The sequence below is a fragment of the Kribbella flavida DSM 17836 genome, from assembly GCF_000024345.1.
Lineage (GTDB): Bacteria > Actinomycetota > Actinomycetes > Propionibacteriales > Kribbellaceae > Kribbella > Kribbella flavida.
Window position 1 is genome coordinate 3530445 of sequence record NC_013729.1, and the last position, 24635, is coordinate 3555079.

The 24635-nt window shown below is 71.3% G+C and carries 17 protein-coding genes; 13 read left to right on the forward strand and 4 right to left on the reverse strand.

Annotated elements, in window-relative coordinates:
* The first annotated feature begins 148 nt into the window (after positions 1-148).
* The 5 genes from KFLA_RS36705 (at position 149) to KFLA_RS16370 (ending at position 6194) form a co-directional block, all read left to right on the forward strand.
* Positions 149-598 (forward strand): TadE/TadG family type IV pilus assembly protein, encoded by a 450-nt coding sequence (locus KFLA_RS36705; RefSeq protein WP_158307284.1) that lies wholly within the window; start codon positions 149-151, stop codon positions 596-598.
* Entirely contained in the window at positions 585-1424 is an 840-nt protein-coding gene (locus KFLA_RS16355; protein ID WP_012920915.1) for a TadE/TadG family type IV pilus assembly protein, read from the forward strand. Before KFLA_RS36705 ends, KFLA_RS16355 begins: the two co-directional genes overlap by 14 nt.
* A 32-nt stretch (positions 1425-1456) precedes the next feature.
* A complete protein-coding gene (locus KFLA_RS16360) occupies positions 1457-2128 on the forward strand; it encodes a hypothetical protein (RefSeq protein ID WP_012920916.1) in 672 nt (223 codons plus the stop codon).
* Between the two features lie 100 nt (positions 2129-2228).
* The gene (locus KFLA_RS16365; RefSeq protein WP_012920917.1) at positions 2229-3167 is read left to right on the forward strand and encodes a hypothetical protein; all 939 of its coding nucleotides are present in this window, start codon (positions 2229-2231) and stop codon (positions 3165-3167) included.
* Positions 3168-3191: 24 nt separating this feature from the next.
* Positions 3192-6194, forward strand: coding sequence for an AfsR/SARP family transcriptional regulator (locus KFLA_RS16370; RefSeq protein WP_012920918.1), 3003 nt, complete (start codon positions 3192-3194; stop codon positions 6192-6194).
* 107 nt (positions 6195-6301) lie between these two features.
* Here the strand turns inward: KFLA_RS16370 and ypfJ are convergent, their stop codons facing one another.
* Positions 6302-7210 carry a KPN_02809 family neutral zinc metallopeptidase gene (ypfJ, locus tag KFLA_RS16375; RefSeq protein ID WP_041289354.1) on the reverse strand — a complete coding sequence of 303 codons (909 nt, stop codon included), beginning with the start codon at positions 7208-7210 and terminating at the stop codon, positions 6302-6304.
* A 105-nt stretch (positions 7211-7315) separates the two neighbouring features.
* Between ypfJ and abc-f the strand changes: the two genes are divergently transcribed.
* The 5 genes from abc-f to KFLA_RS16395 all read left to right on the forward strand — a co-directional run bounded on the left by abc-f (position 7316) and on the right by KFLA_RS16395 (position 17612).
* Complete coding sequence (abc-f, locus tag KFLA_RS16380) at positions 7316-8914, forward strand: ribosomal protection-like ABC-F family protein (RefSeq protein ID WP_012920920.1); 1599 nt, start codon at positions 7316-7318, stop codon at positions 8912-8914.
* 85 nt (positions 8915-8999) lie between these two features.
* Entirely contained in the window at positions 9000-9770 is a 771-nt protein-coding gene (locus tag KFLA_RS16385) for an enoyl-CoA hydratase/isomerase family protein (RefSeq protein WP_012920921.1), read from the forward strand.
* 47 nt (positions 9771-9817) lie between these two features.
* Positions 9818-11704 (forward strand): ABC transporter ATP-binding protein, encoded by a 1887-nt coding sequence (locus tag KFLA_RS16390; RefSeq protein WP_012920922.1) that lies wholly within the window; start codon positions 9818-9820, stop codon positions 11702-11704.
* Between the two features lie 77 nt (positions 11705-11781).
* Positions 11782-11958: a hypothetical protein gene (locus KFLA_RS37960; RefSeq protein ID WP_012920923.1), complete on the forward strand. Its 177-nt coding sequence runs from the start codon at positions 11782-11784 to the stop codon at positions 11956-11958.
* A 167-nt stretch (positions 11959-12125) separates the two neighbouring features.
* Positions 12126-17612, forward strand: a complete 5487-nt coding sequence (locus tag KFLA_RS16395; protein ID WP_012920924.1) for an ATP-binding protein — start codon at positions 12126-12128, stop codon at positions 17610-17612.
* Between the two features lie 71 nt (positions 17613-17683).
* Here KFLA_RS16395 and KFLA_RS16400 read toward each other — a convergent pair whose 3' ends face one another.
* Entirely contained in the window at positions 17684-18184 is a 501-nt protein-coding gene (locus tag KFLA_RS16400; RefSeq protein ID WP_012920925.1) for a hypothetical protein, read from the reverse strand.
* 67 nt (positions 18185-18251) lie between these two features.
* On the opposite strand from KFLA_RS16400, the gene KFLA_RS16405 reads away from it, so the two are divergent.
* Positions 18252-19316 (forward strand): ATP-dependent DNA ligase, encoded by a 1065-nt coding sequence (locus KFLA_RS16405; RefSeq protein ID WP_012920926.1) that lies wholly within the window; start codon positions 18252-18254, stop codon positions 19314-19316.
* A gap of 1 nt (position 19317) precedes the next feature.
* Here the strand turns inward: KFLA_RS16405 and KFLA_RS16410 are convergent, their stop codons facing one another.
* Positions 19318-21639 (reverse strand): glycoside hydrolase family 3 C-terminal domain-containing protein, encoded by a 2322-nt coding sequence (locus KFLA_RS16410; RefSeq protein ID WP_012920927.1) that lies wholly within the window; start codon positions 21637-21639, stop codon positions 19318-19320.
* Positions 21640-21802: 163 nt separating this feature from the next.
* Here KFLA_RS16410 and KFLA_RS16415 point away from each other — a divergent pair, with 163 nt between their 5' ends.
* Together KFLA_RS16415 and KFLA_RS16420 are read left to right on the forward strand one after the other, a co-directional pair.
* On the forward strand, positions 21803-22342 hold the full coding sequence (locus KFLA_RS16415; protein ID WP_041289356.1) for a DUF1707 and FHA domain-containing protein: 540 nt from the start codon (positions 21803-21805) through the stop codon (positions 22340-22342).
* A gap of 51 nt (positions 22343-22393) precedes the next feature.
* Positions 22394-23341 (forward strand): phosphotransferase family protein, encoded by a 948-nt coding sequence (locus KFLA_RS16420; protein WP_012920929.1) that lies wholly within the window; start codon positions 22394-22396, stop codon positions 23339-23341.
* Between the two features lie 755 nt (positions 23342-24096).
* Here KFLA_RS16420 and KFLA_RS16425 read toward each other — a convergent pair.
* On the reverse strand, positions 24097-24534 hold the full coding sequence (locus tag KFLA_RS16425) for a hypothetical protein (RefSeq protein ID WP_012920930.1): 438 nt from the start codon (positions 24532-24534) through the stop codon (positions 24097-24099).
* Positions 24535-24635 lie beyond the last annotated feature (101 nt).

A 24635-nucleotide genomic window follows, 5' to 3' on the forward strand; every position in this document is an offset into this window, starting at 1 on the left:
CCCGCTCCCTCCCGCGCGGCCGCGCCCGCACGCGCCGACGCCGCCCGCGCGCCCGGGGCCCGCGGCTCGGCGGGCGCGGACGCTCTCGCGATCCCCGGAGCTCGCCGGTTTCCCCGCAGCGGCCGTGTCGGCGGCGCCCTCACACTCCTTGTCCATCCGCGCCGCGCAGCGGCGCGGGTTGCGCGGTGAGCGGGGCACGATGGCGTTGGAGATGGTGATTCTCGCGCCGCTGCTGCTGATCCTGTTCATGTTCCTGCTCGCCTGCGGCCGGTACTTCCAGACCTCGTCCCTGCTGGAGAACGCGGCCCGCGACGGCGCCCGCTCCGCCAGCCAGGCGCGCTCGCTGGGCGACGCCCAAGCCCGGGTCGACCAGGCCGTCACCCGCACGATGGAGCAGTCCGTCGACTCCTGCAAGCAGTCCGCCGCCGGCAGCATCACCACCGGCTTCGTCGCCGGCACCCCGCTCTCGGTGGAGATCACCTGCACGATCGACTACCGCGACCTCGGCCTGCTCGGCATCGGCGGCGACACCACCATCACCAAGAAGTTCTCCAGCTCCCTCGACCCCTACCGTGGCATCCGCGATGGCAACCCCTGACCCCCGCCGTACGCCGGCCGCCCGCGTGCCTCGCCGTGCACGGAACCGCGCCCGGACCCGCACGGGCTCGGTGGTCGCGCGGTGCACCGACTGGTGCCGCGTCGATGCGCCGGGCAACGAGCGCGGCGCGCTCAGCCCGGCCGTCGTGATCCTCGCGCTGATGATCTTCACGCTGGCCGGTCTGGTCATCGACGGCGGCCGTCAGCTCGGCGCCAAGTCGCGCGCCGTCGGCTACGCCCAGGAGGCCGCCCGCGCCGGCGTCGGCACGATCGACTTCAACTCGGCCCAGGCCCGGATCGACGTCGCCAAGGCCGGTGAGGCGGTCGGCAACTTCTGCGCCAAGGTGACCGAGAACGACCCCGCGGTGACCAGCTGCGCGACCAGCGAACTGGACCCCGAGCACCTCAAGGTCCAGGTCCAGATCGCCAACAAGACCTCGTTCCTCGGCATGATCGGCATCCAGAGCCTGACCGCGAACGGCGAGGGCGAGGCACACGCCGAGCAGGGCATCGTGAAGGCCGACGAGAGTCCGCAGATCCCGCCGCTGGTGGTGCAGACCACACCGGACGGCCCGGGGGTGACGGTCCAGCCGACTGCGAGCCCGCCGCCGATCGACTTCCCGTGCCCGGTGTGGACGATCGGTTCGCCGACGCCGCCGTGGACACCGCCGATCCCGATCCCGTTCCCGGCCTCCTGCACCCCGAGCGTCACGCCGACCGACACCTCGCCGACCCCCAGCGATTCGCCCAGCGAGTCGCCCAGTGAGTCGCCCAGTGAGTCGCCCAGCGAGTCGACGTCGACCTCGCCGACCACCGGTGGTGGCTGATGCCCCTGAACCGCCTGCCGAGGAGTAGTTCTGTGCGCGCTTCCGCGACCCGTGCGGCCGCCGTCGTCCTGGCGTCGGTCCTGATCGCTGCCTGCAGCAACGGGGCGGGGTCCGGCACCGGCCGGATGCCGGAAGGCGTCGAGGAGCAGCCGGCCGGCCCGACCACGATCACGCTGCCGACCCCGACCGGCGAGCCGTCCAGGACGCCGCGGCCCTCGGCGTCGACGCCGGCCAAACCGGCCAAGCCGCCGGCGGCGTCGGGGGCGCGGGTGGTCGTCGTCCCCGGTCGCTTCGGCGCGGAGCCGGCCGTGCAGGGCCTGGTCGCGAAGTACCCGCTGTACTACCAGGCCCTCGTCCAGCGCGATTCCGACCTGGTGAAAACGAACTTCCCGGCCTTCTTCTACGCCGACACCGCGATCAACATCGACGCCGCGAAGGCGTCCGGCTGGGTGATGCGGCCGCCCGGCAGCATCGTCGTCGTCGGCACGTCGAAGCAGCCGTACGGCGTGGTTCGGCTGAACTTGTGCCGCTCGCAGCGGCTGCAGTGGTGGAACCCGAAGACCCGCAAGTTCGTGGTGAACGCGCCGCGCGGGACCGCCGAGGCGATCGACATGGTGCGCACCGGGCTGGGCTGGACGATGTACAAGGTGGTGCGGCCGGTGCCGACGGGCATCAACTGCTCGGCGGTGCGCTATCCGGCCTAGATCGGAACCAAGGCGAACGCACGTGCAAGGACGCGGCACGGTGGGCATGATGCCCCTGAGCAGCGATAATCTGCCCTGAGGACCAGTGTCAGGAGTGAGGATGCGCAACCGGGTGGCCCGCGGGTTCATTGCCCTGAGCACCGTGCTCGCCTTGATGGTCTCTCTGCCCGCCCCAACCGCCACGGCCAGCACCATTCACCTCGGCGACGGTGTCTGCAGCATGTACGCGAACTCCAACGGTTTCGGCGCGTACTGCAGCGCTGGGCAGGTGAGTTGGGGCAACAACCCGCCGACCTGGCGGCAGACGCTGGGCGGCAGGCCCTTCATCCCCTGCCGCGACTTCCCCGTGCCGGGTGGCATCGAGTTGGCCGAGCCGCCGCCCGGGAAAGAGTGGGTTCTGCGGCTGACGATCGTCGACTACCAGCTGGACACCAACGACGGCGGCGACGACGCCCACCTGGAGCGGGCCATCGTGCCGGTGTCGGCGGAGGAGAGGCGGCAGTGCCTCCCCGAGTCGTACATGGACCAGTTCTGGACGTTCTTCGACGAGGCCTACCCGGACCCGGTGCTGCTGGTGAAGCCGACCTACACACCGCGGGTCAACGTGCCGGCCTACTTCGCGCTGGCTCCGGAGACGTCGTACGTGCTCAAGAACTACGGCTCGGTCGAGTCCCGCAACTTCGCCAACTACAAACCCGGGACACGGCTCACCATGCGGGCCATGGTGACGCGGCTGACGGTGGATCCCGGCGACGGCACGAAGCCGTTCGACTGTCTCGAGGGCACGCTGCCGATCGGTTCGGACGGCTACGAGGAGACTCAGGACCCCTTCCACCAGGCCAGCACCTGTAGCCACGTCTACAAACGGTCCAGCGCCAAGCAGCCCGAGGGCATGTACACGGTCAAGCTGACGATCCACTGGCGCGTCGACTACTGGCGTGGGCCGGATCGGCTGCAGGACTGGACGAAGGTCGGAGAAGCGGATGTGCACGCGGTGCAGCGGTTGCCTGTGCAGGAAGTGCAGGCGATCGGTGGCTGATGGTGGGGCGATGGAGGAGCGACGATGGTGAAGACTTCTGAGCCGGTGCGGGCGCGGTTGCCGCAGCGGGGGTCCCGCAGTACCGGCGCGGATCGGCTGAAGGGGTTCGTGTCGCTGCTGGCGATCCTCGCGATCGTCGGCGGGGTGCCGTACGTGCTGCTCAGGTTCTTCGGTACGCCGTGGCCGGACCGGATGCCGAGTCGGGACGTGCTGTTCAGCGAGCTGACCATCGAGACGGTGCTTGGCATCATCGGGGTCGTCGTCTGGCTGGCCTGGCTGCACTTCGTGGTGTGCCTGATCGCCGAGGTGATCGCGGAGATCCGGGGGCACGGGCTGTCGCCGCGGATCCCGCTCGGTGGCGGGTCGCAGTCGCTGGCGCGCCGGCTGGTCTCGGGCGTGGTGCTGATCGCGGGCGCGGCGAGCGTGACGCTGCCGGTCGCCAACGCGGTGACCACCACGAGCGTCGCGGCGCCGATGTCGGTGAGCGCCACCCAGGGCGGCGGCAACGACTCCACCAGCTCGTTCCGGCAGACCGAGGCCCGCAGCACGGTGCTGAGCGGCGCGGAGCGGACCGGAGTACGGACCAACAACGACCAGTCGGGTCAGGTGGTCAAGTACACCGAGGTCAAGCCGCCGCAGGGACGCAACTACGACTGCCTGTGGGACATCGCCGAGCGCTACCTCGGTGAGGGCCGGCGCTACAAGGAGATCTACGAGCTCAACAAGAACAAGCTGCAGCCGGACGGCCGGCGACTCACCAACCCGGACCTGATCATGCCGGGCTGGCAGGTGCGGCTGCCGGCCGACGCGAAGGGCCCGGGCGTGCACACGGTCCGGGTCGCCGTCGACTCCACCGGGCAGGACCCGCACGCGGAGAAGAACTCCCCGAACACCACCGAGACCAAGGCGAAGACCTCGACCAAGGTGACGCCGAAGGCGAGCACCCGGACCGAGAGCCCGAGCACGGACGGCAAGGGGTCGCGCTGGTTCGAGGAGCAGGGCGTCGAGAAGGGCTCGTCGGTGGAGATCGGCAGCGCCGCCGCCGACCCGACCGCGAAGAACGCCAAGCCGAACGAGCCGGGCGTCGACGTGGCCCAGCCGCACGGCCCCGGGACGACGGACGCACGGCCGGGCGACCCCGCCCCGGGCGGCACCAAGGTGCCCGACGCGGTTCCGGCTCCGGCCGGCAGCGGCGTCAGCCTCACCGAGGCCGGGATCTACGGCTTCGGCGCGACCCTGCTGGCCGCCGGTCTGGCGATCGCGCTGAAGCGTCGCCGGGGCTGGGCCCAGGGCCCCGGTCCCAAGGCCGCGTCGACCCGGCAGACCGAGGTCAGCCTGCGACTCGCGTCCGACGTGCCGACGGCGCACTTCGTCGACAACGCGCTGCGGCAGCTCGGCGCCAGCATGACCGAGGCGAACCGCTCGATGCCGGCCGTCGTCGCCGCGCTGGTGACCGACCGGGCGCTCACGTTGGTGCTGGAGCCGGGGGAGCACCAAGCGCCGCCGCCGGCTCCGTGGCAGGTCATCGCCGACGGGCGCCGCTGGGTGCTGCGCCGCGCGTACGCCCCGGCCGGAGACGTGGCCGCGCCGTCGCCGTACCCGACGCTGGTCACCATCGGCCGGAACGCCGACGGCGCGACCGTGCTGGTCGACCTCGACACCGCACGGGGCATCGTCAGCTTCGGCGGCGTCACCAACGCCTCCCGCGACGTCGTCGGTTCACTGGCCGCCGAGCTGGCCACGAACCTGTGGTCGGAGGGCGCGCACGTCAGCATGGTCGGGTTCGGTGACGACCTGTCGTCGCTGGCACCGAGCCGGCTGAGCTACTGGACCCGGCTGGACGACGCGCTGCGCGAGATCTCCACCCGGACCGATCACCAGGTGCAGGCCTGCACCCGCCGCAACGCCGACTCGGTGACGGCCGCGCGGATGGCCCACCCCGACCCGGTGCTCTGGGGCCCGGAGATCGTCTTCGTGTCCGCGCCGCCGTCGCCGGAGGAGGAGCAGCAGCTGGTCCAGCTCGCCTCCGACCCGCGGCGCTGCGTGGCGGTGGTCGTGGTCGGCGACGTGCTGAACGCGCCCTGGCGCTTCGTGGTGGACGAGAAGAACCAGGCGGTCTGCCGGCTGCTCGGGCTCGAGGTCGATGCCCACAGCATCAACCCGGCCCAGTTCGCCGACCTGGTCGCGCTGTTCGAGGTGGCCGAGTCGGAGGCGCGGGACAAGCGGCGCGCCGAGCAGAACCTGCCGGCGTACGAGTTCTCCTCCGCGGACCTGAGCCAGGCGGCGCCGGTCGAGGTCGACCTGCTCGGTCCGGTCGAGGTGGACGCGCGCGGCACGATCGACCCGGGCCGGCTGGAGCTGGCCACCGAGATCGTGACGTTCCTGGCCAGCCAGGACTACGGCGTGCACCCGAACGTGCTGGCCGGCTCGATCTGGCCGCGCGGGATCAGCGAGGAGCTGCGCAACGCCGCGCTGGAGCACACCCGGCAGTGGCTCGGCCCGGACGCGATGTACGCCGACGAGTCGGGCCGGTGGATGCTGAACCGCAGCACCGTCCGGGTGGACTGGGACGTGTTCCGCACGCTGGCCAAGCAGGCCGAGATGATGGAGGACCCGCGCGGGCCGCTGTCGACGGCGCTCAGCCTGGTGCACGGGCAGGCTTGGTCGGGGCTGCCGGCCGGGCGGTACTCCTGGCTGGCCACGTCCGGGATCGAGCGGCGGATGGCCGAGGCGGTCGTCGACGCCGCGCTCAAGCTGGCCGAGGCGAGTCTGCGCCACAACGACGGCAACCTGGCCCGGGTGGCGCTGCAGACCGGTCTGAGCTTCTCGCCGGCGTCGGAGGACCTGTGGCGCGCGACGCTACGACTGGCCTCGCACTTCGGCACCACCGAGGACGTCACGGCGGTCGCGGGCCAGATGTACGCGGCGCTGGCCAAGCACGGCGGCCCGCGCGGGCCGGAGGCGGAGACCGACGCGCTGGTCGACGAGCTGCTGCCGGGCTACCGACGGCCGGCCGCGGTCGCGTAGTACGAGCTGAAAGCAGTACGGAGTCAGGCGCTCCGAGCTACCTGCAAGAGGAAGCCCGCCCTGGGTGTCCCCGGGGCGGGCTTTCGGCTGTCTGACGAGGTGGCGGCTCAGAGCTGGCTGCTGCCCCAGGTGTCGCAGGCGGTCATGTCGCCGGAGTCCATCCCGACCTTGAACCACTTCATCCGCTGCTCGGCGGTGCCGTGGCTGAAGTTCTCCGGGGTGACCCGGCCCTGGGTCTTCTCCTGGATCCGGTCGTCGCCGACCGAGGCGGCGGCGTCCAGGCCGCGGGCGATGTCGTCCTCGGTCAGACCCTCGATGAAGGTGTCGCCGTCCTTGTCCGGCACGGTGGTGGCGTGGTTGGTCCAGATCCCGGCCAGGCAGTCGGCCTGCAGCTCGGAGCGGACCGCGTCGGAGGTCGGGCCCTCCCGGGTCTTGATCCGGTCCAGGTAGCCGTAGAGGTTCTGGATGTGGTGCCCGTACTCGTGGGCCACGACGTACGCCTCGGCGAAGTTGCCGCCGCGCGCGCCCAGCTGGGTCTGCAGGGTCTGGAAGAAGCTGATGTCCAGGAAGACCCGCATCTCGGGCGGACAGTAGAACGGGCCGACCGCGCTCGACGCGGCGCCGCAGCGCGTGTTGACCGAGCCGGTGAAGATCCGCATCGGGGCGCGCGTGTACTTCTTGCCGCGCCGTGGCAGCTCGGCCGCCCAGAAGCCCTCGATGGAGTTCTGGTAGAAGACGAACCGGCAGTCCTCGTTCTTGGCGAGGTCGGTGCCCTTCGTGCAGGTGTCGAGGTTGCCCGCGCCGGTGTTGCGCACGGTCGGCTCCTCGGAGCCGCCGCCGCCGACGCCGGGGATCCCGCCGTTGAGCAGCAGGATCACCACCAGCAGGATCAGGCCGCCGATGCCGCCGCCGACCGGGATGCCCATCCCGCCGGGCAGCATGCCGCCGCCTCCGCCACTACCGCGCGTGTCCTCGACGCCACTGGTGTCCAAGTCGGCGTCCGGGTTGAATTTCACAGCAACTACACTAGACCGCGGTGCGGGGTACAGGCCGACTTCAGACGTGGCGTCGCCGACCCGCCTGACCCCCTGTCACCCGAGTTTGAGGACCCCTGCGCCGCCATGATCACCGTCACCAACCTCGAGGTCCGTGTCGGGGCTCGGCAGCTGCTCGCGCCGGCGTCCTTCCGCGTCGGTCCGGGCGACAAGGTCGGTCTGGTCGGGCGGAACGGCGCCGGCAAGACGACGCTGACCAAGATCCTGGCCGGCGAAGGGCTGCCGGCCAGCGGCTCGGTCACCTCCTCGGGCCTGATCGGCTACCTGCCGCAGGACCCGCGCACCGGCGACCTGGAGATGCTGGCCCGGGACCGCATCCTGTCCGCCCGGGGCCTGGACGAGGTGGTCCGGCGGATGCGCAACGCCGAGAAGGCGATGGCCAGCGCGGACGACAAGACCCGCGAGAAGGGCATGCGCCGCTACGAGCGGGCCGAGCAGGACCTGCACGCCGCCGGCGGGTACGCCGCGGAGTCGGAGGCGGCCCGGATCGCGGCGAACCTCGGTCTCCCGGACCGGGTGCTCGGACAGCCGCTCGGCACGTTGTCCGGTGGTCAGCGCCGCCGGGTCGAGCTGGCCCGGATCCTGTTCGCGCAGGCCGAGACGCTGCTGCTGGACGAGCCGACCAACCACCTGGACGCGGACTCGATCGTCTGGCTGCGCGACTTCCTGAAGACCTATCCCGGTGGCGTGATCATGATCAGCCACGACGTGAACCTGCTCGAGGAGACCGTCACCCGGGTCTTCCACCTGGACGCGAACCGGGCCGAGATCGACGTCTACAACGTCGGCTGGAAGGCGTACCTGACCCAGCGCGAGACCGACGAGCGGCGGCGCAAGCGCGAGCGGGCGAACGCCGAGAAGGTGGCCGGCCGGCTGGTCGAGCAGGCCAACAAGATGCGCGCGAAGGCCACCAAGGCGGCCGGCGCGCAGCAGATGCTCAAGCGCGCCGAGAAGCTGATGGCCTCGCTCGACGACGAGCGTCAGTCGGACCGGGTGGCGAAGATCTCCTTCCCGACCCCGGCGCCGTGCGGCAAGACGCCGCTGATGGCCCGTGGGCTGTCGAAGTCCTACGGCTCGCTGGAGATCTTCACCGGCGTCGACCTGGCGATCGACCGTGGCTCGCGCGTCGTCGTGCTCGGGCTGAACGGCGCGGGCAAGACCACGCTGCTGCGGGTGCTGTCCGGCATCGAGAAGGCCGACACCGGCGAGGTGATCGACGGCCATGGGCTCAAGCTCGGGTACTACGCCCAGGAGCACGAGACGCTCGATGTGAACCGGACCGTGCTGGAGAACATGAAGTCCGCCGCCCCCGACCTGAACGAGACGCAGGCGCGCAGCGTGCTGGGCTCGTTCCTGTTCACCGGTGACGACTCCGACAAGCCCGCCAAGGTGCTGTCGGGTGGTGAGAAGACCCGGCTCGCGCTGGCGACGCTGGTCGTCTCGGCCGCGAACGTGCTGCTGCTCGACGAGCCGACCAACAACCTGGACCCCGCATCCCGCACCGAGGTGCTGAACGCGATCCGCTCCTACACCGGTGCGATCGTGCTGGTCACCCACGACGAGGGCGCGGTCGAGGCGCTGGAGCCGGAGCGCGTGCTGCTGCTTCCGGACGGCGTGGAGGACCTCTGGACCAGCGAGTACGCCGACCTGGTGTCGCTCGCCTGACGTTGTCCGCCGCCGCGCCTGCGCGCTTTTCCACAGGTGACGGCGACCGCACGGAATCCGAAAGCGGTTCGCGTATGTTCACTGCATGACGGAGAGTGGACTGCGGTTGACGGTGGACGGGCCGGTGGCCCGGGTCGTGCTGGACCGGCCGGAGGTGCGCAACGCGCAGACACCGGCGATGTGGCGGACGCTGGCGAAGTTCGGTGAGCGGCTGCCGGACGACGTGCGCGTGGTGGTCGTGTCGGGAGAGGGGCCGTCGTTCTCGGCCGGTCTGGACCGGCGGCTGATCGCGGGCGAGCCGGCCGACGGCGAGGAGCCGTTGCTCGCGCTCGGCGCCAAGCCCGCGGACGTGGTGCACGCGGAGATCGCCGGGTTCCAGGCCGGGTTCTCCTGGCTGCGGCGGCCCGAGATCGTCAGCATCGCGGCGGTCCAGGGGCACGCCGTGGGTGCCGGGTTCCAGCTGGCGCTCGCCTGCGACCTGCGGGTGGTCACGCCGGACGCGCAGTTCAGCATGCGGGAGCCCGCGCTCGGGCTGGTGCCGGACCTCGGTGGCACCCAGCCCTTGGTTCAGCTGGTCGGCTACTCCCGCGCGCTGGAGATCTGCGCGACCTCGCGCTGGGTGGAGGCCGAGGAGGCGCGTCAGGTCGGCCTAGCGAACATCGTCGTCCCAGCGGAGGAGCTGGCGGCGACGGTGAAGGACCTGACCGAAGCGCTGCTGGCGCCGTTGCCGGGCGCCATCCGCGAGACGAAGGCGTTGCTGCTGAGCGCCGCCGACACGTCGTACGAGCAGCAGCTGCGGGCCGAGCGGGAGGCTCAGCAGCGGCGGCTGGCGGAGCTGGTGGGAAGTTTCGGCTGACCTGAAGTGTTGTCAAGGTTGAACGGCGCAGAGCGGGGAGGAACCGGATGTCGTCAGGCATGATGCGGGGCGGGCCTGGCGGCGCGGGCAGTTGGCGCCGCCAGGACGCGTCGGTGGTGAACCAGAAGCTCGCCAAGGGCACGGTCCGCCGGATCGTACGGTTCGCCCGGCCGTTCCGGCGGCACATCACGGTGTTCCTGGTGCTGGTCGTGCTGTCGGCGGTCCTGGTGATCGCCTCGCCGCTGTTGTTCAAGAAGATCGTCGACGACGGCATCGTCAAGGGCGACGCGGGGCTGGTGACCGCGCTCGCGCTGGTGGTCGCCGCGCTCGCCGTGGTCGAGGCCGGTCTCGCGCTGGTGCAGCGCTGGTACTCCGCGCAGATCGGCGAAGGACTGATCTTCGACCTGCGGACCAAGGTGTTCGGGCACGTGCAGCGGATGCCGGTCGCGTTTTTCACCCGCACCCAGACCGGTGCGCTGGTCTCGCGGCTCAACACCGACGTCATCGGTGCCCAGCAGGCGTTCACCTCGACCCTGTCCGGCGTCGTGTCGAACATCATCAGCCTGATCCTGGTCGTCGGCGCGATGGCGCTGCTCAGCTGGCAGTTGACGCTGGTCGCCGTCCTGCTGCTGCCGGTCTTCCTCATCCCGGCCCGGATCCTGGGCCGCCGGCTGGCCGAGCTGACCCGCGAGCAGATGCAGCTGAACGCCGACATGTCGACGGCGATGACCGAGCGGTTCAGCGTCGGCGGCGCGCTGCTGGTGACCCTGTTCGGTCGGCCGGAGTCGGAGAACCGTGAGTTCGCCCAGCGCGCCGGGAGGGTGCGCGACCTCGGGATCCGCACCGCGATGCTCGGCCGGGTGTTTTTCACCGCGCTGACGCTGGTCGCGGCGCTCGCGACCGCCCTCGTGTACGGCGTCGGCGGCAACCTGGCCGTCCGCAACAGCCTGACGGTCGGCACCCTGCTCGCGCTGGTGGCACTGCTCGGCCGTCTCTACGGCCCGCTGACCGCCCTGTCCAACATCCGCGTCGACGTGATGACCGCCCTGGTCTCCTTCGAGCGTGTCTTCGAGGTGCTCGACCTGGAGCCGATGATCCAGGACCGGCCGGACGCCGAACCGCTGCCGGCCGACGCCGCGTCGGTCACCTTCGACCACGTCGGTTTCTCCTACCCGACGGCCGACCAGGTGTCGCTGGCCAGCCTGGAGTCTGTCGCCGTGCTGGACAAGCGTGCGTCGTCGTCGGTGCTGCACGACGTCAGCTTCACCGTCGAGCCTGGCCAGATGGTCGCGCTGGTGGGGCCCTCGGGTGCCGGCAAGACGACGATCACCAACCTGGTCGCCCGGCTGTACGACGTGACCAGCGGCTCGGTCCGGGTGGGGGACCGCGACGTCCGCGAGGTGACGCTGCGATCGCTGCACGACGCGGTCGGCTACGTGACCCAGGACGCGCACATGTTCCACGACTCCATCCGGGCGAACCTGACCTACGCCAAGCCCGACGCGACCGAGGCCGAGATGGAGGAGGCGCTGCGGTCGGCGCAGGTCTGGGACCTCGTCTCGTCCCTGCCCGACGGACTCGACACCGTCGTCGGGGACCGCGGCCACCGGCTGTCCGGTGGGGAGCGCCAGCGGCTGGCCATCGCCCGGCTCCTGCTGAAGGCGCCGCACATCGTCGTTCTGGACGAGGCGACCGCGCACCTGGACTCGGAGTCGGAGGTCGCGGTCCAGCAGGCCCTCGACACCGCGCTGGAAGGCCGGACGTCGCTGGTCATCGCGCACCGGCTGTCCACGGTCCGCAACGCCGACCAGATCCTGGTCGTCGACCACGGCACGATCGTCGAGCGCGGCACCCACGAGGAGTTGCTGGCGCTCAACGGCGAGTACGCCGACCTCTACCGCACCCAGTTCGCCGAGAGTCCCGCCGCGGTCTGAGCCGTGCGGCGCTGCTATCAGCGGGGATACTGTTGATAGGCAGCGGCATTGTCCTGACGTGAGGGAAGGACTGCGGGATGATCAAGTTCGCGCTGGTGCTGGGCGCCGGCTACACCGGATTCAAGCTCGCGTACCACTCCGAGGACGGCGTGCACTACGGCAAGGTCGGCGAGCAGGCCCTGCGCCGTGGCCTGTCGCTGTTCTTCGCGGCTCTGGCCGGCGGTCTCGCCTACGCCGCCCTGGTGCTGCACTGACGGTTCCCCTTGGGGCCGCACTGACGCGTCGCCACCGCTGTACCGGCCGTTCGGCTGTCCGCACCACCGCTGTCCTGCGGCACCGACCAGGACCCCGACTCGACGGTAGGGGCGATGTCCTGGGAATGTGTGCGGTGTCAGATTGTCGAGGACAGGAGTGCCGCCCGGTGTTCAACCGCATCGCCATCGTCAACCGGGGAGAGGCCGCGATGCGGCTGATCAACGCGGTCCGTGAGCTCAACGCCGAAACGGGGAGCCGGGTCGAGACGGTTGCCTTGTACACCGATGCCGAGCGCACCGCGACGTTCGTGCGCGCGGCCGACCTCGCCTACCCGCTCGGCCCGGCCGCGGACCGGCCCTACCTCGACCACGCGAAGCTCGAGCAGGCGCTGACCGAGACCGGCGCCGACGCCGCCTGGGTCGGCTGGGGCTTCGTCGCCGAGGACCCGGCGTTCGCGGAGCTGTGCGAGCGGATCGGAGTCACTTTCATCGGCCCCAGCGCGGACGCGATGCGCAAGCTCGGCGACAAGATCGGCTCCAAGCTGATCGCCGAGGAGGTCGGCGTCCCGGTGGCGCCCTGGAGCCGGGGTGCGGTCGAGTCGCTCGACGCGGCACTCGCCTCGGCGGCCGAGGTCGGCTACCCGCTGATGCTGAAGGCGACCGCGGGCGGCGGCGGCCGCGGCATCCGGGTGATCCGCGACGCCGACGAACTGCGCGAGGCCTACCAGCGCACCAGCGACGAGGCGGCCCGCGCCTTCGGCAGCGGCGTCGTGTTCCTGGAGCGGCTCGTCACCGGTGCCCGGCACGTCGAGGTCCAGGTGATCGCGGACGGCCAGGGCACGGCGTGGGCGCTCGGCGTGCGCGACTGCTCGGTGCAGCGGCGCAACCAGAAGGTGATCGAGGAGTCGGCCTCGCCGGTGCTCGCGCCGGACCAGGTCGCCGAGCTGAAGGCGTCCGCCGAGCGGCTGGCGGTCGCCGTCGGCTACCGCGGCGCCGGCACCGTCGAGTTCCTGTACCACCTGGGCGACAAGCTGTTCGCCTTCCTCGAGGTCAACACCCGGCTCCAGGTCGAGCACCCGATCACCGAGCTGACCACCGAGTTCGACCTGGTCAAGGCGCAGCTGCACATCGCCGCCGGCGGCCGGCTGGAGGGCTCACCGCCGGTCGAGCAGGGCCACGCGGTGGAGGCCCGACTGAACGCCGAGGACCCGGACCGCGACTTCGCGCCGTCGCCCGGCCGGATCGCCCGGCTGCGGCTGCCCACCGGCCCCGGCGTCCGGGTGGACACCGGCGTCAGCGAGGGCGACACCATCCCCGCCGACTTCGACTCGATGATCGCCAAGATCATCGCCTACGGCCGGACCCGGGACGAGGCGCTCGGCCGGCTGCGCCGCGCGGTGGCCGACACGATCGTCGTGCTCGACGGCGGCGCCACCAACAAGAGCTTCGTGCTCGACCTGCTGGACCAGCCGGAGGTGATCGACGGCAGCGCCGACACCGGCTGGATCGACCGGGTCCGCGGCGAGGGCCGGCTGGTCTCGCACCGGCACTCCGGCATCGCGCTGGTCGCCGCCGCGATCGAGGCGTACCAGGAGGCCGAGCGGGTCGAGCGGCAGCGGTTGCTGGAGACGGCCCGCGGCGGCCGCCCGCAGGTCCAGCACGAGGTCGGCCGGGCGATTGCCCTGAAGTTGCGCGGCGCGGCGTACAAGGTGACGGTCGCGAAGATCGGGCCGCAGCGGTACCGGGTCGGCGTGGGCGTCGGGGAGGAGCTGCGGTTCCTCGACGCCGAGCACGAGCGGCTCGACACGTACGACGTACGGCTGGTCGTGGCGGGCCGGCGGTTCCGGCTGGTGACCGCGACGCACGGACCGGTGCACCTGGTCGAGGTCGACGGCGTGACGCACCGGGTCAGCCGCGACGAGGGCGGCGTGATGCGCGCGCCCGCTCCGGCGCTCGTGGTCGCGACGCCGGTTCCGGCCGGCGCGGAGGTCGAGGCCGGGGCTCCGGTGCTTGTGCTGGAGAGCATGAAGATGGAGACGGTGCTGTACGCGCCGTTCAAGGCGATCGTGCGCGAGCTGCCGGTGTCGACGGGCAGCCAGGTGGAGACCGGCGCCCCGTTGCTGCGGCTGGAGCCGGTCGGCGACGCCGATGTCGCGGTCGAGCTGACCGAGGGCGTCGACCTGGAGCTGCCCGAGCCGGAGGCTCCGCCCACCGCGGCCGAGCGGGCCGCCCGCGGGCTGGACGACCTGCGCAGCATGCTGCTCGGATTCGACATCGATCCGCGGGACGAAGGCCGGACCCTGTCCGAGTACCTGGCGGCCCGCGCGGAGCTGCCCGAGCCGCCGATCGCGGAGGAGCTCGGCGTCCTGCGGCTGTTCGCCGACTTCGCCGAGCTGAGCCGCAACCGGCCGGCCGGCGAGGACCTGAACACCGAGCTCCGGGTGCACAGCCCCAAGGAGCACTTCCACACCTACCTGCAGACGCTGGACACCGAGCGGGCCGGGCTGCCGGCCAAGTTCTGCGACCGGCTGGCCCGGGTGCTCAGCTACTACGGCGTGACCGATCTCGACCGCACCGACGAGCTGACCGACGCGGTGTTCCGGATCTTCCTGGCCCAGCAGCGCACGTCGCCCGACGTCCTGCTGGTGACGTCGCTGCTGCAGCAGTGGCCGTCCGACCCGCGGCCGGAAGCGCCGATCGACACCGAGGCGTACGCCGTACTCGATCATCTGGTGGTCGCCACTCAGCTGCGCTTCCCGGTGATCGGCGACCTGGCGCGCAGCGTGCGGTTCCGCTGGTTCGACCAGCCGCTGGTGGACCAGGCCCGCGCCGAGGTGCTGTCCGTGGTCGGCGACGAGCTGGCCGCGCTCGCGCTCGATCCCGACGCACCCGATCACGCCGAGCGGGTCGAGGCGCTGGCGACGATCCCCGAGCAGATCGTGCGGTTCCTGGCCGAGCGGCTCGAGCGCGGCGTCAGCGGCACCGAGCCGATGCTGGAGGTGCTCGTCCGCCGGCACTACCTCGAGTACGAGCTGCACGACCTGCGCAACCACACCGTGAACGGCCGGGCCTTCACAACGGCCGACTACACGCTCGACGAGCGGCCGACGCACCTGGTGAGCACGATCGGCACCGTGAACGAGCTGGCCGACCCGGACAGCGCGCTGGTTCGTGACCTGACCGCGGAGATCGCCGGCCGCCCGCCCGGCCGCGAGGCGGTCGCCGACCTGTACCTGTCCTGGCCGCAGACCCCGGAGTCGCCGCAGGACGCGTCCGACCGGCTGCGGGAGGTCTTCGCCGCGCTGCCGTTCACCCGGCAGGTACGCCGGGTCGCCGTCGCGGTGGTTCCGGGTGGCGGCCGCGAGGTCTGGTACTTCACCTTCCGCCCGGCGGCCGAAGGACCGGTCGAGGACGACAACGTGCGGGGCGTGCACCCGATGGTCGGGCGCCGACTCAACCTGTGGCGGCTGCGCGACTTCCGCATCACCCGGCTGGACGCACCCGAGGACGTGCTGCTGTACCACTGCGTCGCCCGCGACAACGAGGCCGACGAGCGGCTGGTGGCGCTGGCCCAGGTCCGTCAGTTCGCGGTCGTGCGCGACGAGGACGGCAAGGTCGCTTCGCTGCCGCACGTCGAGCGGGCGATCGCGAACTGCCTGGAGGGCATCCGGCGGGCCCGGACCGCCCGCGGCGCGGCCGGCGCCCGGCTGGAGATGAACCACGTCTGGGTGACGATCTGGCCGGTCGTCGACGCGCAGGTCGCCGAGCTGACCGCGCTGCAGCGCAACATCGCGCCGATGACGGCCGGTGCGGGCATCGAGGAGGTCGTCGTCACCGGCCGGGTGACCGGCTCCAACGGCAACCCGTTCCCGGTGGTCGGCCGGTTCTCGTACCAGCCCGGCGCCGGCGTGGTGACGGCGGTCGAACGGCCCCCGACGGAGCGGCTCAAGCCGCTCGACGACTACGCGCAGAAGGTGCTGCGCGCGCGCCGGCGCAACACCGTGTACCCGTACGAGGTGGCCGGCATGGTCGCCGGCGCGGGCGGCGTCTACGTCGAGCACGACCTGGACGACACCGGCGCGCTGGTCCCGGTCGAGCGGCCCCGCGGCCTGAACAAGGCCGGCCTGATCGCGGGCGTGATCAGTACGCCGACCCGCCGGCACCCCGAGGGCGTCACCCGGGTCGTGCTCAGCGGCGACCCGACCAAGGCGCTCGGCGCGGTCGCCGAGGCGGAGTGCGCCCGGATCATCGCCGCGCTGGACCTGGCCGAGCGGATGCGGGTCCCGGTCGAGTGGTTCGCGGTGTCGGCCGGTGCGCGGATCTCGATGGACTCCGGCACCGAGAACATGGACTGGGTGGCGAAGGCGCTGAAGCGCATCGTCGAGTTCACCCAGGCCGGCGGCGAGATCAACATCGTTGTCGCGGGCATCAACGTCGGCGCGCAGCCGTACTGGAACGCCGAGGCGACGATGCTGATGCACACCAAGGGCATCCTGGTGATGACGCCGGACTCGGCGATGGTGCTCACCGGCAAGCAGTCGCTGGACTTCTCCGGCGGCGTCTCGGCCGAGGACAACCACGGCATCGGCGGCTACGACCGGGTGATGGGCCCGAACGGCCAGGCGCAGTACTGGGCGCCGGACCTGGCCGGGGCGCGGGACATCCTGATGGCGCACTACGACCACACGTACGTCGTACCGGGGGAGTCCGGCCCGCGACGGGCGCCGACGACCGACCCGCTGGACCGCGACGTCACGACGTACCCGCACGACCCGGCCGACGGCGGGTTCCGGACCGTCGGCGAGATCTTCTCGACCGCGACCAACCCGGACCGCAAGAAGGCGTTCGACATCCGCACGCTGATGCGCGCGGTGGCCGACCAGGACCACCCGATGCTGGAGCGCTGGGCCGGGATGGCCGACGCGGAGACGGCGGTGGTCGCCGACACCCGGCTCGGCGGACGGTCGGTGTGCCTGCTCGGGATCGAGTCCAAGCCGGTGCCGCGGCGCGGGTTCCCACCGACCGACGGGCCGGACACCTACACCGCCGGCACGCTGTTCCCGCGCTCGTCGAAGAAGGCGGCCCGCGCGATCAACGCGGCCAGCGGCAACCGTCCGCTGGTGGTGCTGGCGAACCTGTCCGGCTTCGACGGCTCGCCGGACTCGATGCGCAACCTGCAGCTCGAGTACGGCGCGGAGATCGGCCGGGCGATCGTGAACTTCGACGGCCCGATCGTGTTCTGCGTGGTGTCGCGGTACCACGGCGGCGCGTTCGTGGTCTTCTCCAAGGCGCTGAACCCGCGGATGACGGTGCTCGCGGTGGAGGGTTCGTTCGCCTCGGTGATCGGCGGCGCGCCGGCGGCGGCGGTGGTGTTCTCCGGCGAGGTGAACAACCGGACCTCGGCCGACCCGCGGGTGACCGAGCTGTCGGCGCGGCTGGCCGCGGCCGACGGCGCCGAGCGGGCCGCGCTGGCCAACGAGCTGGCCGAGGTGCGGGCGGCGGTCCGGTCGGAGAAGCTGGGCGAGGTGGCGGCCGAGTTCGACCGGGTGCACAGCATCCATCGCGCGGTGGCGGTCGGCTCGGTCGACGCGGTCATCCGCCCCGAGGAGCTGCGTCCCCGCCTGATCGCCGCGCTGGACACGCCGCCCGCCTGATCCCGGCCGGTCCGGCCCCGGTGACACTCGCCGGGGCCGGCTCGCCGTGGTGCCGTGTTGGTGGCCGGCGGCTACTTTCTGGCCTTCTCGGGGTCGTACTCCAGCAGGTGGAGGACGGGCACGCCGAGGTGGCGGCGGGCGGAGTTGGTCCAGTCCAGGTGGAAGAACTCCGCGACGATGTGCGGCCGGGTCAGAATGATGACCTCCTGGCCGCCGACCTTGTCCACGGTCGCGGTCAGGGCGTCGATCGGGCGGTCGTGGGAGATGCCGCCCTCGGCCTGCTGACCGAGGTCGCGCAGGCGCTGCACGCTCCGGCCGGTGCAGTCGCGGGCCTCGCTGTCGATCGCTTTCTGCGCCTCGGCGAGCTCTTGGCGCTGGTCGGCCAGCCCCGGCCCGTACAGGTTGGCGGTGCCGAGGGCGCTGATCGACGCCTCGACCCCGGCCTCGGCGTTGTGGCACGGCACGAGCACGTGGTACTTCACCGGCTCGGGCATGTCCTGGTGCAGCTCGACCACCCGTTGGGCGTCGGTCTCCGACAGTTCCTGTTCGACGAGCAGTACGACGTCGTACATCGCGGTACCTCCGGTCCTACCAGTCGGTATCCCTCCATCATGCCCCGTCCGCGGGCAGAATGGCCGCATGCAGCTACCCGTGATGCCACCGGTCCCGCCGATGCTGGCCAAGGCGGTCAAGCAGATCCCCGACGGCGAGGTCAGCTTCGAGCCGAAGTGGGACGGTTTCCGCTCGATCATCTTCCGCGACGGCGACGAGGTCGAGATCGGCAGCCGGAACGAGAAGCCGATGACCCGGTACTTTCCCGAGCTGGTCGAGGCGATCAAGGCGAATCTGCCGCAACGCTGCGTGATCGACGGCGAGATCGTGGTGATCGGGGCGTCCGGGGACCGGCTCGACTTCGAGGTGCTGCAGCAACGGATCCACCCGGCGGCGTCCCGGGTGACGATGCTGTCGGAGACGACGCCGGCGCGGTTCGTCGCCTTCGACCTGCTCGCGCTGGGCGACACCGACTACCGGGAGCGGCCGTTCGTCGAGCGGCGTGCCGCGCTCGAGGAGGCGCTCGCCCCGGCGAAGGCGCCGATCCACCTGACCCGGACGACGACCGACAAGGCGGTGGCGACCGAGTGGTTCCACCAGTTCGAGGGCGCCGGGCTGGACGGGGTGATCGCGAAGCCGCTGGACGGGCTGTACGAGCCGGACAAGCGGACCATGTTCAAGATCAAGCACGAGCGGACCGCGGACTGCGTGGTCGCCGGGTACCGCGTCCACAAGAGCGGCCCGAACCGGATCGGCTCGCTGCTGCTCGGCCTGTTCACCAGCGACGGCGTACTGGCGAGCGTCGGCGTGATCGGGGCGTTCCCGATGGCGCGGCGCGAGGAGCTGTTCGAGGAGTTGCAGCCGCTGGTCACCGACTTCGACGACCACCCGTGGGCCTGGGCGAAGCAGGAGGAGGGCAACCGCACCCCGCGCAACGCCGAAGGCAGCCGGTGGCAGGCCGGCAAGGACCTGAGTTTCGTGCCGCTGCGGCCGGAGCGGGTGGTCGAGGTGCGGTACGACCACATGGAGGGCGTGCGTTTCCGGCACACGGCCCAGTTCGTCCGCTGGCGCGACGACCGGACGCCGGAGTCGTGCACGTACGAGCAGCTCGAGGAGCCGGTCAAGTTCGACCTGGCCGACGTCCTGGGCTGAGCTACTTCTTCGCGACGGTCGCGAGCAGGTCGGCGAGGGATTGCTGGTCCAGGCCTAGACCGGGGAAGCCGGCGATGCTGCTGATCGGGAAGTTGCCGATCATCTTCAGCAGCTCCGGTGCGGCGAGAATGCCCTGGGCGTTGCCGTGGGCATCGACTCCGACGGCTGCGCGCAGGGCCGGGCCACCGGCCGGGTGGTCGAGCCATTCCTCCAGCGTCGCCATCGGGCCGAGCCGCGGGTGCAGCGGGGGAGCGGGCACGTCAAGGGTGGTGCGCAGCCGGAGGTCACGGGACGAGGCCCCGACGGCGAGCTCGAAGTCGCCACCCTCCAGCACCCAGCCGCCGTACTTCGCCGACCAGTACGACAGGTCGCGGGCTGTGAGGTCGAACGTGACCGGCCGGCTCTCGCCGGGGTCGAGCTGGAGCTTGGCGAAGGCCTTCAGCTCGCGGACCGGCCGTCGTACGCGGGCGACCGGGTCGCCGACGTACAGCTGAACGACTTCCTTGCCCGGCCGGTCGCCGGTGTTGGTGACCGAGCAGGTGACGGTGATCCGGAGATCGCCGTCCTCGGCACGACCGGTGAGCGCCGCGGTGAGGTCGCTGTAGCCGAAGGTCGTGTAGGACAGGCCGTGCCCGAACGGGTAACTGACGTCCTGCCCGATCGCGTCGTGGCCGCGGTACCCGACGAACACCCCTTCGCCGTACCGGACGTGACCGTCCTCGCCGGGGAAGTTCAGGTACGACGGGGTGTCCTCCAGCCGGTGCGGAATCGTTTCGGCGAGCCGGCCGGACGGGTTGACCTTGCCGAGCAGCACATCGGCCACCGCGCCGCCGGCGGCCTGCCCGGCGAGCCAGCACTCCACGATCGCTGGGGCGTGCTCTTCCCAGGTCGACACGCGGACGGCAGATCCGTTGCTCAGCACAACGACGAGGTGGGGATTGGCTGCGGCCAGCCGGGGGAGCAGTGCGAGCTGGTTCGCCGGGAGGTCGATGTGCGTCCGGTCGAATCCCTCCGACTCGTCCACCGCCGGCAACCCGAGAAAAGCCACCACCGTCCCCGCCCGCACGGCGAGCTCCACGGCTTCGGCTGCTAGCAGATCCTCCCTGCCAGCGTCCGCGGCGCCTTCGTTGCCTTGCTGCCCGGCGATCGTGAATCCCGGGGCGAAAGCGACTTCGACTCCGCTCGGTAGCGCGGCGCGGAGTTCGTCGAGGGCGGTTTCCACGCGGGTCGGATTGACCTGCGAGCTGCCCGCGCCCTGGTACCGCGCGGTGCGGGCGAACTCGCCGATCACCGCGACGACGCCCCCGTCGGCCGGGTGCAGCGGGAGAATCGCGTCATCGTTCCTCAGCAGCACCAGGCTGTCGGCGGCAGCGGCCCGGGCGAGAGCGTGGTGGCTCTCCACGTCGAAGCTGCCCAGCGCCGTCCCCGCACCGGCCAGTGCGGCAGGCGACGCTCGCTCCACCAGACGGAGTACACGCAGGACGGCCTCATCCAGTACCGCCTCGTCGAGCGAGCCGTTCTCGACCGCCGCCACGATCTGCGCATCGCTGATCCCCAGCTTCGGCGGCATCTCCAGGTCCAGCCCCGCGGCGAGCGCCGCGACGCGATCGTGAACGGCTCCCCAGTCCGACATCACCAACCCGTCGAAGCCCCACTCGTCCCGCAGGACGTCAGTGAGCAGCCAGCGATTCTGCGACGCGTAGACCCCGTTGAGCTTGTTGTACGAGCACATCACCGTCCACGGCCGCGCGCTCGTCACCACCCGCTCGAACCCCGCCAGGTAGATCTCCCGCAACGCCCGCTCGTCGACGTCCGCGCTGACCCGTAGCCGGTCCGTCTCCTGGTTGTTCGCCGCGAAGTGCTTCACCGACGCGCCCACGCCTTGGCTCTGCAACCCCTCGACCAGCGCCGCGCCCAGCACGCCCGACACCAACGGATCCTCCGACAGGTACTCGAAGTTCCGCCCACACAACGGCGACCGCTTGATGTTGATGCCCGGCCCGAGCACCACCGAGACCCCTTGCGCCCGTGCCTCCGCCCCGATCGCCGCGCCGACCCGCTCGACCAGCTCCGGATCCCACGACGAGCCCAAGGCGCTGGCCGTCGGAAAGCACGTCGCCGGCAGGCTCCCGCCGATGCCGACATGATCCCCTTCATCGGGCTGCCGCCGGAGCCCGTGCGGCCCGTCCGCCAGCATGATCGCCGGGACGCCCGCCCGCCCGACCGGCGCCGTGTGCCAGAAGTCGGACCCGAGGCACAAGGCCGCCTTCTCCGCGAGGCTCAACCGTCCGAGCACTTCACCGGTCCTAGTGCCAGCAGTCATCCGGCCCTCCAAGTCGACGCCCCAGCTAACCACGCCCGCACCCACCCCGCAGCCGGTGAGCCGCCGCCTGCCCGCCCGCGACGGCAGCCGGTACGACGTACTGGACCAGACCAGTCAGGCGGCACCCTGGACAGTGAACCTCACGCAGCGGACAATTTCGCCCATGGCGACCGGTTTGGAACTCACCCGTCCATCGGACGGCGAGCGTGACCGCGCCCTGGCCCTGCTTCGCGAAGGCGCCGGAACCGGGCGGCTGTCCCACGACACCTTCGTCCGCCGGATGAATTTCGTTCTCCGCGCCCAAAGCCGCCGCGAGCTGCACGAGGCGATCCACGACCTGCCCGGCCGCGAGCCGCGCATCGTCGAGTGGGCCCGCGAGCTGGTCGCCCGAGTGCCCCGAGTGACCCTCACCCCGCGAAAGACCCCCGCCCTCCCAGGTCTCTCGCTGCCTCCGCCAGGATCCCCAACGGTCCGCATCGGCCGCGGCCCCGGCGCGACGCTGCGCATCGCCCACGCCTCGATCTCCCGCCGCCACGCCGAGCTCCGCCACGTCGGCAACGGCTGGATGGTCCGCGACCTCAACTCGATGAACGGCACGCACCTCAACGGCTCCCGCATCACCTCACCCACTCCCGTCCGCCCCGGCGACGTTCTCCAGTTCGGCTCCATCCCCTACACCCTCACGTCCCCGGGCCCTCGCTGACCGCACGAAACACTCCAGTGAGTTCGGTGCGGCTGCTGGTCTAATACGCGGATGGGAAACGTTCCGGAAGCCCCGCTCGCCGACCCGTGGCTCGCGTACTTCGCCGAGCGCGGCCACCGGGATGTCCGCCGTGTCGGCGCTGGTGTCGAAGGCGTCGTGTACAGGTTGGGCGAGGGGCGGGTTGCCAAGGTGTGGAGCGGTCGGCCGCCGGCCGAGTTCGAGCTCACCCGCGAGGTGTACGCCGACCTTGCGCGGCACCCGTTGCCCTTCGCCGTACCGGAGATCTTCGACGTTGAGCATCACGAGGGCGTCCTGGTGACGTACGAGCGTGAGCTGCCCGGCGTCTCGATGCGAGCGGACTCCGCACAGGCGAACTACGAGCGTAAGCTGCCCACTCGCGACAGTGACGCGCTCCTTGCCGTTCTGCGTGGCCTGGCCTCCGTGCCCGGCACCGACGCCATGCGCCGGTTGACTGTGCAGGGGGACGACCGCCCGCTGTGGCGAGATCACGACGACTTCCGCGACGCGCTCGCGGCCCTGGTCGCCCGGGCGGTAACTCGGCACGGTGCTGCCTTGGCTCGCTGCGTGCCGGACTTCGCTGCAGGTGTCGAACGCACGCAGAAGGCACTGCGCTCGCTGCCCGACGCTCCGGTGGCAGCGATCCACGGCGACCTCGTCCCGCCCAACATCCACATCGATGCCGCCGGCCGACCCGTCGCGGTGCTCGACTTCGGCTTCCACACCACCGCAGGCGACCCGGCCTTCGAAGCCGCCGTCACCGCTGCGATCTGGGACATGTACGGACCGCACGCCGCGGAGCACACCGAAGAGCTCACCCGGCTCTGCGCGCACGAGCTCGGCTATGCGCCGGCGACCCTCACCACTTATCAGGCCGCCTACGCCCTTACGACTTACGACCTTTTCGGCCTGGGCGACGATGACGGTCACTTCCGCTGGTGCGCAGAACAGCTACGCCGCAACGCCGTCTTCACCGCCTGAGCCGGGCGCCTGTCACAGCTCTTCGTGCGGAGCCCCGTCGGTCGAGCCGTGCTCGTTCCGCTGAGCGCTGCCGCTGGTCGAGCCGCGCTCGACTGACCTCTTCTGTCGCCGCTGAGGCCTTCCACGGACGCATCGGTGGCACAACGCGCCAGCGGTGGGGCGAGGCGTCTGCGGTGCCGAGGCGGCGATCTGTTCGCTGGGATCGGCGGGGTGCTGACTTCACTTGGCTGCGTCATGTGCTTGCGGTGCGCGCCGGCGTACTGCCACCCGCTTTGCTCAACCCGTCCCCAAGCGGTGCGCAAGACGGCGCGCGGCCACGTCGATCGTCACCGGTACGCCGCCGGCCTGGCGTCGCCGCTCGCTACGCCGGTGCCGCGAGACGTCAGCCGTGTGGCAGCGTGGTGACACGAGGTGTCGGTGGTGCGGCCGTGGGGACGGCGCCGAGAGGTGCCGTGGCGGTGTCCGCGAAGAAGCTGCGCGGCAGGTCGCCGAAGGGTCCAGTCGGCCAGCCCGGCGCGTGGACGTGCTGCTGTCCGACGCCAAGCGCACCGTCGGAGCCGGGCCGGTCGGCGAGATGTGGCGTCGCTTGGATGCGTCAGCGCGGCGCGGTAGCGGGTGTTCCTCGGAGCTGTTGCGAGACGACGGTGTTCGCGCGATCCGCTGGCCGTCGTGGAAGAGCACGACCGCCGCGCCGTCGACGTCACCGGCGGACAGGAGTTGTGGGGCCTCGGCCGGTGGTGGGGAGGTGTCGTCGGCTAGCGCTCGAAGTCGAAGTCCGGTTCCAGGCCGGAGTCGTCGTCGGCTTCGGCGCGGAGGTAGTCCCTGCTCTGGCGCTGGCGTCTCTCCAGCCGGCGGAAGGGGAGCAGGTGCTCGAGCCGGACCCGGTCCGCCGAGTCGTCCTCGTCCTTGCGTACCGGCAGTTGCCCCGCGGCGATGTACCCGCGGATCTCGTCCTCGGCGATCCCGGCGACGAGGGCCGCCTCCTTCAGCGGGAGTTCTTCGTTGAGCGTGGTCACCTGCACGGCGTAGCCCTCGCGCAGCGCGGTCTCCAGGAAACGCAGGGCGTCGAGGACCTTGGGCGGAACGTCGTGCCGGTTGCCGTCGGCATCGACGATCGCGGGCCCGTCGACCACCAGCCGGCGGTCGTCCGCGGAGAGCACGAAAACCTCGGACTGGCTGGGCGGCACGATCATGGCTCGGGAGTGTAGTGCCTGCCGGCGTCATCTCCGCGACGCCGACCGCCGGATGCGGGCCACCCAGCGAGAGCGGTCCGGCGAGCACGCGAATGCGTCAC

Excerpts from the sequence above, each read along its gene's own strand:
- KFLA_RS16355 (WP_012920915.1), top strand. The coding sequence starts at position 585 with ATGGCAACCCCTGACCCCCGCCGTACGCCGGCCGCCCGCGTGCCTCGC.
- KFLA_RS16365 (WP_012920917.1), top strand. The coding sequence starts at position 2,229 with ATGCGCAACCGGGTGGCCCGCGGGTTCATTGCCCTGAGCACCGTGCTC.
- KFLA_RS16370 (WP_012920918.1), top strand. The coding sequence starts at position 3,192 with ATGGTGAAGACTTCTGAGCCGGTGCGGGCGCGGTTGCCGCAGCGGGGG.
- abc-f (WP_012920920.1), top strand. The coding sequence starts at position 7,316 with ATGATCACCGTCACCAACCTCGAGGTCCGTGTCGGGGCTCGGCAGCTG.
- KFLA_RS16385 (WP_012920921.1), top strand. The coding sequence starts at position 9,000 with ATGACGGAGAGTGGACTGCGGTTGACGGTGGACGGGCCGGTGGCCCGG.
- KFLA_RS16390 (WP_012920922.1), top strand. The coding sequence starts at position 9,818 with ATGTCGTCAGGCATGATGCGGGGCGGGCCTGGCGGCGCGGGCAGTTGG.
- KFLA_RS37960 (WP_012920923.1), top strand. The coding sequence starts at position 11,782 with ATGATCAAGTTCGCGCTGGTGCTGGGCGCCGGCTACACCGGATTCAAG.
- KFLA_RS16400 (WP_012920925.1), bottom strand. The coding sequence starts at position 18,184 with ATGTACGACGTCGTACTGCTCGTCGAACAGGAACTGTCGGAGACCGAC.
- KFLA_RS16405 (WP_012920926.1), top strand. The coding sequence starts at position 18,252 with ATGCAGCTACCCGTGATGCCACCGGTCCCGCCGATGCTGGCCAAGGCG.
- KFLA_RS16410 (WP_012920927.1), bottom strand. The coding sequence starts at position 21,639 with ATGACTGCTGGCACTAGGACCGGTGAAGTGCTCGGACGGTTGAGCCTC.
- KFLA_RS16415 (WP_041289356.1), top strand. The coding sequence starts at position 21,803 with ATGGCGACCGGTTTGGAACTCACCCGTCCATCGGACGGCGAGCGTGAC.
- KFLA_RS16420 (WP_012920929.1), top strand. The coding sequence starts at position 22,394 with ATGGGAAACGTTCCGGAAGCCCCGCTCGCCGACCCGTGGCTCGCGTAC.
- KFLA_RS16425 (WP_012920930.1), bottom strand. The coding sequence starts at position 24,534 with ATGATCGTGCCGCCCAGCCAGTCCGAGGTTTTCGTGCTCTCCGCGGAC.